General features: G+C 61.1%; 12 protein-coding genes. 5 read left to right on the top strand and 7 right to left on the bottom strand.

The annotated features are described in order from the left end of the window. Positions 1-38: 38 nt before the first annotated feature. Positions 39-965 (bottom strand): DUF808 domain-containing protein, encoded by a 927-nt coding sequence (locus tag BN1079_RS01880; protein WP_037021919.1) that lies wholly within the window; start codon positions 963-965, stop codon positions 39-41. A gap of 272 nt (positions 966-1,237) precedes the next feature. Between BN1079_RS01880 and BN1079_RS01875 the strand changes: the two genes are divergently transcribed. Then, positions 1,238-2,626, top strand: a complete 1,389-nt coding sequence (locus BN1079_RS01875) for an adenylate/guanylate cyclase domain-containing protein (protein ID WP_037021918.1) — start codon at positions 1,238-1,240, stop codon at positions 2,624-2,626. A gap of 41 nt (positions 2,627-2,667) precedes the next feature. Further along, a complete protein-coding gene (locus tag BN1079_RS01870) occupies positions 2,668-3,543 on the top strand; it encodes a DMT family transporter (protein ID WP_037021917.1) in 876 nt (291 codons plus the stop codon). A gap of 1 nt (position 3,544) precedes the next feature. On the opposite strand, the gene BN1079_RS01865 is transcribed toward BN1079_RS01870, so the two are convergent. After that, positions 3,545-3,826 carry an Rdx family protein gene (locus BN1079_RS01865; protein WP_037021916.1) on the bottom strand — a complete coding sequence of 94 codons (282 nt, stop codon included), beginning with the start codon at positions 3,824-3,826 and terminating at the stop codon, positions 3,545-3,547. A 71-nt stretch (positions 3,827-3,897) separates the two neighbouring features. Here BN1079_RS01865 and BN1079_RS01860 point away from each other — a divergent pair, with 71 nt between their 5' ends. Continuing rightward, complete coding sequence (locus BN1079_RS01860; RefSeq protein ID WP_037021915.1) at positions 3,898-6,081, top strand: patatin-like phospholipase family protein; 2,184 nt, start codon at positions 3,898-3,900, stop codon at positions 6,079-6,081. Positions 6,082-6,113: 32 nt separating this feature from the next. On the opposite strand, the gene BN1079_RS01855 is transcribed toward BN1079_RS01860, so the two are convergent. Together BN1079_RS01855 and recQ are read right to left on the bottom strand one after the other, a co-directional pair. Beyond that, complete coding sequence (locus BN1079_RS01855; protein ID WP_037021914.1) at positions 6,114-6,545, bottom strand: MarR family transcriptional regulator; 432 nt, start codon at positions 6,543-6,545, stop codon at positions 6,114-6,116. A gap of 119 nt (positions 6,546-6,664) precedes the next feature. Continuing rightward, positions 6,665-8,788 carry a DNA helicase RecQ gene (gene recQ, locus BN1079_RS01850; protein WP_037021913.1) on the bottom strand — a complete coding sequence of 708 codons (2,124 nt, stop codon included), beginning with the start codon at positions 8,786-8,788 and terminating at the stop codon, positions 6,665-6,667. A gap of 168 nt (positions 8,789-8,956) precedes the next feature. Between recQ and BN1079_RS01845 the strand changes: the two genes are divergently transcribed. Both BN1079_RS01845 and BN1079_RS01840 read left to right on the top strand, forming a co-directional pair. Next, positions 8,957-9,544, top strand: coding sequence for a UPF0149 family protein (locus tag BN1079_RS01845; protein ID WP_037021911.1), 588 nt, complete (start codon positions 8,957-8,959; stop codon positions 9,542-9,544). Between the two features lie 12 nt (positions 9,545-9,556). Beyond that, entirely contained in the window at positions 9,557-9,958 is a 402-nt protein-coding gene (locus tag BN1079_RS01840) for a YbaN family protein (protein ID WP_037021910.1), read from the top strand. A 21-nt stretch (positions 9,959-9,979) separates the two neighbouring features. Here the strand turns inward: BN1079_RS01840 and BN1079_RS01835 are convergent, their stop codons facing one another. From BN1079_RS01835 to aceK, 3 genes are all read right to left on the bottom strand, one after another. After that, positions 9,980-10,573 carry a tRNA-uridine aminocarboxypropyltransferase gene (locus tag BN1079_RS01835; protein WP_037021907.1) on the bottom strand — a complete coding sequence of 198 codons (594 nt, stop codon included), beginning with the start codon at positions 10,571-10,573 and terminating at the stop codon, positions 9,980-9,982. A gap of 157 nt (positions 10,574-10,730) precedes the next feature. After that, positions 10,731-10,856 (bottom strand): PA1414 family protein, encoded by a 126-nt coding sequence (locus tag BN1079_RS17865; RefSeq protein ID WP_265332984.1) that lies wholly within the window; start codon positions 10,854-10,856, stop codon positions 10,731-10,733. 200 nt (positions 10,857-11,056) lie between these two features. Then, on the bottom strand, positions 11,057-12,778 hold the full coding sequence (gene aceK, locus BN1079_RS01830) for a bifunctional isocitrate dehydrogenase kinase/phosphatase (protein WP_037021905.1): 1,722 nt from the start codon (positions 12,776-12,778) through the stop codon (positions 11,057-11,059). Positions 12,779-12,808: the final 30 nt, after the last annotated feature.

Here is a 12,808-nt window from a genome sequence, read left to right as displayed (position 1 = left end):
CCGGTCGTCGCGCGGCCAATCCGCATAACGGCCGAGCTTCAGTGTTGAGGGGCCCGTTTGAAAAGCCGACTACCCCAGCTGACCACTAAAAACACCACGGCACCGACAAAAATCCCAAACACCGCGTCGAGCAGAGTCGGTAACAGCCCGGCAAGTACCGAGCCGATATAAGGCAGCGCGATGGTGTGCTCGGCGCTGTTTTCGATGAAATGATGGACCGCCTTGATGCCGTGGCTGAGGATGCCGCCGCCGACCATGAACATGGCGGCAGTGCCGATCACCGAGAGCGACTTCATCATCCACGGAGCCGCACGCAGGATGCCTCGCCCAAGCGCCTGCGCAACATTGCCACTGCTTTTGCTTAGTGCCAGACCGGCATCGTCCAGCTTGACGATGCCCGCAACCAAGCCATACACGCCGATGGTCATGATGATCGCGATGCCGGCAAGGACCGCGACCTGCTCGATGAACGAGGCCGCCGCCACCGTGCCGAGTGTGATGGCGATGATTTCCGCTGAAAGAATGAAGTCGGTGCGCACGGCGCCGCTGATCTTGTCCCGCTCGAAGGCCACCATATCGACCTTCGGGTCCAGAGCTGCGGCGGCGTGTCGAGCATGCCCATCTTCGTCCTTGTGCAGGAAGCGATGTGCAAGCTTCTCGAAACCCTCATAGCACAGGAACGCACCACCGAGCATCAGTAGCGGCGTTACCGCCCACGGGATGAACGAACTGATCAGCAGCGCCGCTGGAACCAGAATCAGCTTGTTGCGCATCGAGCCCTTGGCGACGGCCCAGACCACCGGCAACTCCCGGTCGGCATTGACGCCAGTGACCTGCTGGGCATTGAGCGCAAGATCGTCGCCCAAAACCCCCGCGGTTTTCTTGGCGGCAACCTTGGTCATCACGGAAACATCGTCTAGAACCGACGCGATATCGTCGATCAGCGCAAGAAGGCTACTGGCCAATGCGAGCATCCTGTGTCCGGGCAGCTGCAAAATGCTGTTACCTGTAAAGCTAAGGCTGCCTGGGCCTCGCACAAGTTCCTGGAGCCAGTGGCGGTTGGACCGACACCTCATATGGCCGACCAGTGCTCGGCCAGCCTGTTATCGCGCTTGAATCACCCGGTTTGGCGCAACCTCGGCGACTTGTTATGATCGCTCGACTTACGCTGGCGACGCGCAGCAACTGACAGGGGTGCATGCCAGAGCGCAGGCCTTTCCAGGGATAGTCTTCATAGATGTCAACCGTGACCGGAGAACGTCGTAACGGCCTTGCGACCCGCCCGCTGCGTGAATATTACGCCAGGGTACTCGCCTATCTGACCTGCGCAGCCACGTTGGCCGCGGGGGTTCATACCCAGTACTTTGCCGTCGACCTCCTGTGGATGGTGCCCTATGCCCTGCTCTATCCACATTTCGCCTACCACCTGAGCTATCGCTTCAAGCGCAAGTACCCCGAACGGACAGCACAGGTGCTGCTCGGTCTCGACGCGCTAAACGCAGGTGCGGGCATCGTTCTCCTTGATGCATCGCTGGTTCCCAGCCTGATGTTCCTGTTGACCTTGAGCTTCAGCGCCCTGGTGATTGGCAGCCTCGGCCACCTGCTGATAACCCTGGTGCTGGTTCTCGCCGGTATCGGCATGACCAGCCTGCTGGTTCCGCTGCAGTTCAGCACCACCACGCCGGTACTGGTTTCGGCGGTAAGCATCCTGTTCACCACGCTCTATGTCTGCATCACGGCCTATTACGTGCACCAGCAAGGCGAACGCCTGGCGCAGACGCGCCGTGAAGTGGAAGCGGAACAGGCCAAAGCCGCGCGGCTGGCACGCAACCTGGCCAAGTACCTGTCACCGCAGGTGTGGGAATCAATCTTCTCCGGCAAGCGCAGCGTGCGCCTGGAAACCCAGCGCAAGAAACTCACGGTGTTCTTCTCGGATATCAAGGGTTTTACCGAGCTGGCCGAAGAGCTCGAAGCCGAAGCGCTTACCGACCTGCTTAACAACTACCTCAACGAGATGTCGAAGATCGTCCTCAAGTACGGCGGCACCATCGACAAGTTCGTTGGTGACTGCGTGATGGTCTTCTTCGGCGACCCCAACAGCCAGGGCGCGAAAAGAGACGCCGTGGCGGCGGTGTCCATGGCAATCGCCATGCGCAAGCACATGAAGGTGCTGCGCCAGCAGTGGCGCGCCCAAGGCATCACAAAACCCATGGAAATCCGCATGGGCATCAACACCGGCTACTGCACCGTGGGCAACTTCGGCGCCGATACGCGCATGGATTACACCATCATCGGTCGCGAGGTGAACCTGGCCAGTCGATTGGAAAGCAATGCCGATGCCAGTGAAATTCTGATTTCCCACGAGACCTATTCTCTGATCAAGGATGTGATCATGTGCCGCGACAAGGGCCAGATCACCGTCAAGGGCTTTTCCCGCCCGGTGCAGATTTATCAGGTGGTGGACTTCCGCCGCGATCTGGGCGCAACCTGCAGCTTCGTCGAACACGAAATGCCTGGGTTTTCCATGTACCTGGACACCAATGGTGTGCAGAACTTCGACAAGGAGCGCGTGATCCAGGCGCTCAACCAGGCCGCCGACAAGCTGCGCGACAAGGTCATCATGTAGCGCTATCGTGCTGCCCTCCTCCAGCCCAAGACCACGCTGCCATGACACACCGCAACGCCTTGCTGGCGATCCACTTCGGCGCGCTGATGTTCGGCCTCTCCGGTGTATTCGGCAAACTGGCCGAGAGCGCTCCGCTTACCATCACCTTCGGTCGGGCCCTGTTCGCCGTACTCGCACTGCTGCTGGCCGCTCACTTTCTGCGCAGCAGCGGCGCACGACCCAATTGGCGCCAGCGAGGCGGTCTGCTGCTTGGCGGCTTGCTGCTGGGGGGACACTGGTTCACCTTCTTTATCGCGGTGAAAGTCGCCGGGGTCGGCATCGCTACCCTGGGCTTCGCCAGCTTTCCGGCCTTTACCCTGCTGCTGGAAGGGCTGCTGTTTCGCGAACGCACACGCCCGATCGAGTTCGCCATGGTGGGCCTGGTCTGCGCGGGACTGCTGCTGGTCACACCGGATTTCAGCCTGGCCAGTGACAACACCCTCGGCCTGCTCTATGGGGTGCTGTCGGGCCTGCTGTTCGCGCTGTTGTCACTGCTCAACCGCGCCGTAACCCGCGGCATCGACCCGGTGCAGGCGGCGCTCTGGCAGAACGCGGCGATCATGCTTGGCCTGTTGCCCTTTGCCTGGTCGGCGCTGCCCGCCCTGCCCACCGCGGACTGGCTCTGGCTGGCACTGCTTGGGGTCTTCTGCACCGGCCTTGCGCACAGCCTGTTCGTCGCCAGCCTGAAGGTACTGAAGGCACGAACCACCTCGGTGATCTTCGCGCTGGAGCCGGTGTACGGCATCCTCTTCGCCTGGTGGTTGTTCAACGAGCAGCCGACCCCGGGCATGGCGGCAGGCGGCGTCCTGATTATCCTCGCCACGGTGATCACCAGCCGCCTGAAGACCGCAGCACCCACGCCGGCCAGTGCCGGCTGACTCAGCGGTCGTTGTGCCCCAGGTCCCGCTGTGGGTCGATCAGGTCGCGCACGCGCTGCTTCAGTACCTTGGCTTCGGGAAAGCCGCCGTCGTGCTTGCGCTCCCAGACCTGTACACCATCGCAGGTGATCTGGAAGGCGCCTCCGGTAGCCGGCACCAGCGAGACTTTGCCCAGGTCCTCGGCAAACGTGGATAACAGCTCCTGGGCAAGCCAGGCGGCCCGCAGCAGCCACTGACACTGGGTGCAATATGTAATGACTACTTCCGGTTTGCTGGCGGACATGGCGTGCGTTCCGTAACTGATAGAGCGCCTATAATAGCCGCCCTTTTTCCAGCCCTTAGCCCGGTGTGGTCATGTTCCGTTTAGTGTTTTTTTTGCTGATGTTGCTGCTGCCTACAGCAGGATTTGCCGACTCCCAGCCAAAAACCGGCCTGGTTCTGTCTGGCGGCGCGGCACGCGGACTGGCACATATCGGTGTGCTGAAAGCCCTGGAGGAACGCGGCGTTCGTATCGATGCCATCGCCGGCACCAGCATGGGTGCGGTGATCGGCGGGCTTTACGCCTCGGGCTACAGTACCGAAGAGCTGGAAAAGCTGGCCCTTGAACTTGACTGGCAGCAGGTGCTCTCCGACGACCCTCCGCGCCAGGATGTCCCCTTTCGCCGCAAGCAGGACGACCGCGATTTCCTGGTCAAGCGCAAGCTCAGCTTTCGCGACGACGGCAGTCTAGGCCTGCCGCTCGGGGTAATTCAGGGACAGAACCTCGCGCTACTACTCGAACGGCTACTGGTGCATACCAGCGATACCCGCGACTTCGACCGCCTGCCCATTCCCTTTCGCGCCGTAGCCACGGACATCGCCAACGACAAGAAAGTGATTTTCAGCCGCGGCCACCTGCCCCAGGCGATTCGCGCCAGCATGTCGATTCCCGCCGTGTTCGCACCGGTCGAAATCGACGGCCGACTGCTGGTGGACGGAGGCATGGTCGACAACATTCCCATGGATGTCGCCCGCAGCATGGGCGTCGAGCGCCTGATCGTGGTGGACATCGGTTCGCCACTGCTGAAACGTGACCAGCTGCTGACCGTTGTTGATGTACTCAACCAATCCATCACCATGATGACCCGGCGCAATTCCGAAGCGCAGCTGGCAACGCTGCGTCCGGAAGATGTGCTGGTCCAGCCGGCGCTGGCAGGCTTCGGCTCGACCGATTTTGGCCGCGCCGAACAGCTGATCGATGCCGGCTACCGTGCGGCCAACGCCCTCGATTCCCGCCTGCTGGCAATGCGCAGCGAAAGCGGGGGCAATCCGGCGCTGAGCCTGGCTCGCTCTGCCGAACCACGCACGCCGCTAATCAGTGCGGTAGAAATCGAGAACGATTCGAAAGTCGGCGACGCAGTCATTCGCCGGCATATTCGCCAGCAGGTCGGCGAGCCACTGGATCTGCAGGACCTGCAGAAGGACATGGGCACGCTCTACGGGCTGGATTACTTCGAACAGGTCGAATACCGCGTGGTCCATGGCGAGGCCGGCAACACACTGGTGGTTACCGCCCGCGAGAAGCGCACTGGCACCGACTATCTGCGCCTGGGTATCAACCTCTCGGACGACTTCCGCGGTGACAGTGCCTTCAATATCGGCGCCAGCTATCGCAAAAACGGTATCAATGAACTGGGCGCCGAATGGTTGACCCGCATACAGCTGGGCGCTCATCAGGAGCTGTTTACCGAATTCTATCAGCCGCTGGATGCCGGCTCGCGCTGGTTCGTGGCGCCAAACCTGCACGCCGAAAACCAGAATATCGAATCGGTAATGGATAACGACCCCATCGCCGAATACCGCCTGCAACGCTATGGCTATGGCCTGCATGTAGGCCGGCAGATTGCCAACAATGGCGAAATCCGCTTCGGTATTGGCCAGGCCTGGGGCGAAGCGGATGTGCGCATCGGTGATCCGGAGTTGCCCGACTTCAACTTCGAAGAAGGTTATTACCAGTTGAAGTACTCGTTCGACACGGTGGACAACGTCGACTTCCCCCGCGAAGGCGAGGACATCGGTCTGACGCTGCGCCAGTACGACGAAGGCCTGGGCTCCGACGAGCGCTACCGGCAGTGGGAATTCAAGCTGGACAAGGCCCTGAGCCACGGCCCCAATACCCTGGTCTTCGGCGGACGCTATGGACGTACGCTGGATGATGCGGAAGTCGTCACCTCCAGCTTTATGCTCGGCGGTGCACGGCAGCTGTCCGGCTTTCGTCAAAACGCCCTACCGGGGCAGAACATCAGCCTGGCGCGACTGATCTACTTCCGGCGAATGACCCCGCGCTCCTTCCTGCCACTGGATTTCCCGCTGTATCTGGGCGCCTCCCTGGAGCGAGGGCGCGCCTGGAACAACGACAACGAATTCGACAGTGGCTATATCAACGCCGGCAGCGTATTCATCGGCTACGAAACGCCGCTCGGCCCGCTGAACTTCAGCTACGGGCTGAACGACGAAGCCGAACGTGCGCTGTACATGAATCTGGGGCGCAGCTTTTGACGCCGCGCTAGCAGGCGTCTTTCAACGGCCTGCTAGCGCTTGACCAGATTGGAGAGGATACGGGCATGCACCTGCTGGCACTTGCGCAGGTCTTCTTCGGGGATACCGTTGAACAGCTCCTGCCGCACCTGGGTGGAAATCGCCTCGATCTTTTCGATCATCGGCCGCGCCGAGGGTTGCAGCGTGATCAGCTTGGCCCGGCGGTCTTCGGGCGCCGCCTTGCGTTGCACCAACCCCTGGGCTTCGAGGCTGTCCAGCAGCCGCGCCAGCGTCGGGCCTTCCACTGCCACGCTTTGCGCCAACTCGCGCTGAGTGGGCTCATGGTCGAAACGGGCCAGATGCAGAAGCACCAGCCAGCGCGCCTGGGAAAGACCAAGGTCGGCCAAGCGGCGGTCCAGCTCGGCACGCCAGCCGCGCGAAAGTTGCGCCAACTGCATGGCGAATCGATGTTGATCGAGGTACATGCCGCGAACTGCCCTGCAAAACTAATTATTAGTTAGCTAACCACGAAGGGCCAAATGCTGGCAATAGCCCTAAGGTAGGACGGACCCACGCTTTGCAGACTGTCAGCCTGGCGCTTTGGTCAGAGATCGAACTCTGCCTCAAGCGAGGCCCTGACGCAGAACAGCACCGCTTCAGGCACGCGACCGGCAAACAACTGCGCCACCGAGGCGACGCTGGGGAGTTCTCCTTCGGCGTCGAGAAAGGCGTCCTGAATTTCGCCTAGCAGATCCTCAGGCAGGTCCAGGGCCTGCTCCAGGCTCAGTAGCTGTTGGCCGATGGCTTCGGCAAGCATGGTGTAGACGTTCTTCTCGCTGCAATCGAGTTGACGGGCAATCTGAGAGGGGGTCATGCCGGCCCGCGCCAGGGTAATCAGCTCATGGCGCAGATCGGCTGGCGACCTGGCGGCCGCGGCGCTGCCCTGCAGCACATCGAGGAAGGCCTGCCCGTAGCGCTCCAGCTTGCGCGCACCGACACCGCTGATTCGCGCCATGTCGCCGAGCGTGGCCGGCTGGCTGCGGAGCATTTCCAACAGGGTCGCGTCGGGAAAGATCACGTACGGTGGCACACCGTGCTCTTCGGCCAGCTTGCGGCGCAAAGTGCGCAGCGCTTCCCAGGTTTCGCGTTCCTCGCTGCGCACCAGCTGGCTGGCAGCGCTGCCTGCCGGCTTTGCCGTCTTGCTGGCTATTTCACGCCGCAGCTCCAGTGTCACCTCGCCGCGCAGCAAGGGCCGGCAGCTGTCGCTTAGGCGCAGCCCACCGAAGCCGTCCAGGTCGACATCGGCCAAACCACGCGCCACCAGTTGGCGAAACAGCGAGCGCCACTCTCCTTCCGCGAGCCCCTTGCCAACGCCGAACACCGAAAGATGCTGGTGGCCAAGGCTGCGCACCTTCTCGTTGTCGCGTCCCAACAGCACATCCACCAGATGACCGACGCCATAACGCTGGCCGCTGCGGTAAATCGCCGACAGGGCCTGGCGTGCCGGTTCGGTAGCGTCCCAGGTTTGCACTTCATCGACGCAGTTGTCGCAGTGCCCGCACGGCTCGGCCAGCACCTCGTCGAAATAAGCCAGCAGCGCCTGGCGCCGACAGCGAGTTTCCTCGCACAGCGCCAGCATGGCGTCGAGTTTGTGCTGTTCGACGCGCTTGTGGCGTTCGTCACCTTCGGAGTTGTTGAGCATCTGCTTGAGGAAGATCACGTCCTGCAGGCCGTAGGCCATCCAGGCATCTGCTGGCAGGCCGTCGCGCCCGGCACGCCCGGTTTCCTGGTAATAGGCTTCCAGGGATTTGGGCAGATCCAGGTGTGCCACGAAGCGCACGTTGGGTTTGTCGATACCCATGCCAAAGGCGATGGTAGCCACCATGATCAGGCCTTCCTCATTGAGGAAGCGCTTCTGGTTGAAGGCACGCAGGTCATTGGGTAGGCCGGCGTGGTACGGCAATGCCGGAAAGCCCTGCTCGCTGAGAAAGGCCGCCATCTCCTCGACTTTCTTGCGCGACAGGCAATAGACGATCCCGGCATCGCCGCGGCGTTCGGCTAGAAAGCCCAACAACTGCTTGCGCGGCTGATCTTTCGGCACGATGCGGTAGAAAATATTTGGCCGGTCGAAGCTTGAGAGGAAGCGCTCGGCATTTTCCAGCTTGAGCCGCTGGACGATTTCCTCACGGGTGCGCTTGTCTGCTGTGGCGGTCAGAGCGATGCGCGGTACGGTCGGGAAGAATTCCGCCAACTGCCCCAACTGCAGGTATTCGGGGCGGAAATCATGCCCCCACTGCGATACGCAATGCGCTTCATCAATGGCGAAAAGGCCGATCTCCAGGCGCTGCAAGAAAGCCAGCATACGCGGCTGGACCAGGCGCTCAGGCGCCAGGTAGAGCATCTTGATTTCATTACGGCGCAGGCGGTCGGCAATATCGCGCTGCTCTTCGGGGCTCAGCGTCGAGTTCAACGCCACCGCGGCAATGCCCAGCTCGTCAAGGGTCGCGACCTGATCATCCATCAGCGCGATCAATGGCGAAACAACCACCGTCAGGCCTTCACGCAGCAGGCCCGGAACTTGGAAGCAAAGCGATTTGCCACCGCCTGTGGGCATCAGCACCAGGGCGTCACCGCCACTGGCCACCTGCTCGATGATCGCGCTCTGGTTGCCGCGAAAGGCGTCATAACCGAAAACGTCTTTGAGTATGCGCTGTGCCTGGTCGAGCATGCCGGTCTCCGAAACAAGGCGCGCAGTATACGCGAGGCAACCGGCAAGTTCAGGCGCAACCCGGCCGTTCGGTCGCGGCAGCATGCGGTGTGCAGTTATCCCCTGCGGTAGCTTGCAACCCACGGCTCGTCTAGAATCACCGCTACTCTTCACTCAAGGTAGCAGCCCATGTCCTTCGCCGAGCAACTCGCCCGCCTGCAAGTGTTTCTGGATGCAGACGATCTGCACGATGAGGCACTGGATTACATCGCCGCTCACGGTTACATGACCGCCCTGAGCATCTGTTCCGAGCAGGTGCCTGATCGTGAGTGGATCGACGCACTATTCGCCGAGCCGCCGCATTACGCGGACGACACCGAGCGCGAAGCCATTGAAGCGACGCTGATTCAGCTCAAGGCGCATATCGCCCGTCAGCTGGCCAGCGACGAAGACATGGAGCTGCCCTGCGAGCTGGACCTGGGCGATGAGCCGGACGACTCCGACCTGCGCGGCTGGTGCATCGGCTTCATGGAAGGCGTATTCATGCGTGAAGCGGTCTGGTTCGAAGACTCCGAAGAGGAAGTCAGCGAGCTGCTGCTGCCCATCATGGTCGGCTCGGGACTCTTCGACGAGCAGCCCGAGTTCAGCGATATCGCCGCCGACCCGGCGCTGGCCGACGAGATGGTGTCGCAGATTCCGGAAATCCTGACGGCGCTGTATCTGCTCTGCCACGCTCCGGAGGAAAAGCCGGCCCTGCTCAAGCCTCGTCGCCACTGATCAGGTAGCCTCTTGGCCCACCGCGACATACCGGCCTATCGCAACCCGCTTGTACGTTATCTGCTGCTGGCGGTGGGATGGCTCAGTGTCGCGCTGGGCTTCATCGGCATCTTCGTGCCGGTACTGCCGACCACACCTTTTCTGCTGCTCGCCGCCGCCTGCTTTGTCCGCAGCTCACGGCGTTTCTACGACTGGCTGGTGATGCACCCCCGCCTGGGTCCCTGGTTTCGGGACTATCTGGAGGGCAACGGCATTCCGCTCAAGGGCAAGGTCTACGCCATCGGGACCATGTGGCTGAGCATCGGTATCTCCTGTTGGCTGGTACCACTGCTCTGGGCACGTATCGGCATGCTGACCAGCGCAACGCTGGTGACGCTCTACATCCTGCATCTGAAGACCCGCCCGAGTCGTTAGCTGCTCGACGCCAGCCGACAGCTAGTTGCCTGCCCGCTCCGCATGATTGCGCTGATAGACATCAGCGCCCATGGCCTCGATCTGTGCGTCGATCATGGCCTCGAAGGGACGCAGCAACGGGTCGAACTTCCCCGCGCCCTCCAGTGTATTGAGCGCCGCCACCACCGCTTCGAGTGTCGACAGTGCGCCTGGCTGCGCTGCCTTGCGAACTCGGTAACGAGAGGTCAGCCCCTCGGGCAGCGCCACTCGCGGCAGATCGGCAATGACAGGATTGAGGTGCAACAGCTTACGTGCCTTGCGCCAGGTGCCATCAGGCACGATCAGGCGTATCGGTGCGATGCCGGAAGCCAGAGTCGACAGCGGTACTGCTCCTTCACCAGGAAACAGCAGGTAATTCTCCAGGCCGTCTTCGGGCAGATCATCGAACAACTCGCCCACACGCAACTCGGCTGTTTTCAAACCAAGCGCAACCAGCCGCGCGGTATTCAACGCATGCCCTGCTTCGCTGGGATGCTGCAACAGCAATACCTGCGTTCGACTGGCAAGATCGGGAATCAGGGAACACAGACAATGGCTCAGCGGGCGCTGGCATATGGGGCATTGCGGACGGGACATGGCAACTCTTCGAGACCTCACCTGCTGAAGATGCTGCCTGCGAGCAATTGAAGGGCGTGTTCGTCGCGAGCGTTCAGGGCGAACTCGCTCATACAGCCTTCATCGGCCGGGCCGCTGTAGCCAGACCGGCTGATGAAGGAGATAAACCGCGGCCGTGTCAGCGTCGCGAGGACGCATCCTTATCACGCTGAGCGCGCACCGGGATCGGCTGCAGACGGGGCGGTTCGATAAAGCCAAGCGCCACGCCGAGGTTCCAGATTACATTTTCGAGCCACGCTTTCATGGTCTAACCCTCCTGCTTGTGACGGGTACTGATGGAGCCATGGGGCCTTGTTACACAGCATAACCCAGGAAGCCCTTTATTGCCGCTGGCAGGTGTTGCTGATTATTCGCCGCACGCTTCCGGCAGGCTCTAAATAGTGGACTGAAGACACAACAGCAGGTTCAGGCGCTGCGCTGAGGGCAAAGAGAAGCAAGCGACGGTTACGCGCCGTCCAGTGTCCTCCGATAAGGGAACACATCGATCACCTTTCCCGCTCGTATGGCCTCTTGCAGCCCTTTCCAGTAGTTGGCGTCGTACAGATCGCCGTGCAGCCTGGAAAACAGCTTGCGCAATTTGATATCGGCAAACAGGAAGCGCGGGAACTCCTCAGGAAATACATCGTTGGGGCCTACCGAATACCAAGGCTCGGAGGCCATCTCATCTTCTGGATAACGCGCCTCGGGGATGACGCGAAAGTTTATCTCGGTAAGAAAGCAGATCTCGTCATAGTCGTAGAACACCACTCGCCCGTGACGGGTTACACCAAAATTCTTCAGCAGCATGTCGCCGGGAAAAATATTGGCGGCGGCCAGCTGCTTGATGGCCAGACCGTAGTCGTCCAGCGCCTCCTCGACCTGCTGCTCGCTGGCTTTCTCGATATACAGATTCAGCGGCGTCATACGCCGCTCTGTCCAGCAGTGACGCACCAGCACCGTATCGCCCTGCACCTCCACCGTTGAAGGGGCGACCTCCAACAGCTCTGCGAGGCATTCGGGCTCGAAACGGGAGACGGGGAAACGGAAGTCGGCGAATTCCTGGGTATCAGCCATGCGTCCGACGCGGTCGACGTTCTTCACCAGCCGGTATTTCTCGATCACCGTGGCACGGTTGACGCTCTTGGTATGGGAAAAGCGGTCCTTGATGATCTTGAACACCGTATTGAAGCCCGGCAGCGTAAATACGCTCATCACCATGCCGCGGACGCCCGGCGCCATGATGAAGCGATCATCGCTGGTCGCCAGGTGGCCAATAAGGGCGCGATAGAACTCCGATTTGCCGTGTTTGTAAAAGCCGATGGAGGTGTACAGCTCGGCAACATGCTTGCCAGGCAGAATGCGCTTGAGCAGCTCGATGAATTCGGCCGGAATCGGCACCTCGACCATGAAGTACGAGCGCGTGAAGGAGAAGATGATCGAAACCTGTGCCTCGTCGGTAATCAACACATCGGCGACGATGCCCACGCCCTCACGATGCAACAGCGGAATCACCAGCGGCCAGTGCTCATCGCGGGTAAACACGCGCCCGACCAGATAAGCGCCCTTGTTTCGATAAAGCACCGAGGCAAACAGCTCGATGGTCAGCTCACGGTCCTTGCGCACCCAGTCCGGTAACGAGGCATGCAACTGAGTCTCGAGCCGCCGCAGGTCGCCGCTCAGGTCGGCATAGGGGACATCGAAGGCGAAATCATCGAGGATCTGCGCCAACGCCTTGCGCAAGTTGCCCTCAGGCCGGTAGCAGCGGGTCTGAGCCATGCTCGAATCAAAGCGGCCCGTTGGACGGGTGCTGTGAATAAACATGGTTTCATCGCTGATACAGTCATGACTGAGCAGCGCACAGAAGATCGAGTTGTACCAGGTCTCCGCCAGCTCATCGTCCAGGCGCAGATCGATCAGTTCGATATAGGCATGCTTGATGACCGGCCAGCGGCGCACGTCCAGCAGCACCTCACGTTCGAAAAGGGACTGCAAGTGCGTTGCCGTCTCCGCGACCTTCTCCACGTACAGAACGATACGTGCCGCAGAGGCGCGTTGCGCCTCCTGCCACTGTGCCTGCTCGAAACGCGACCGCGCGCCTTCGGTGATTCGCTGAAAGTGCTCTCGGTAGTCGTCAAAGCCCAGCAATATCTGCCGGGCTATCTCGGTATCCAGCGAAACCTGCGTCATGCCGATTCCTTCCCCGCCGGTGAGCCGCTC

This window comes from Pseudomonas saudiphocaensis (genome assembly GCF_000756775.1).
Lineage (GTDB): Bacteria > Pseudomonadota > Gammaproteobacteria > Pseudomonadales > Pseudomonadaceae > Stutzerimonas > Stutzerimonas saudiphocaensis.
This window is presented reverse-complemented; position numbering and strand designations above follow the sequence as displayed.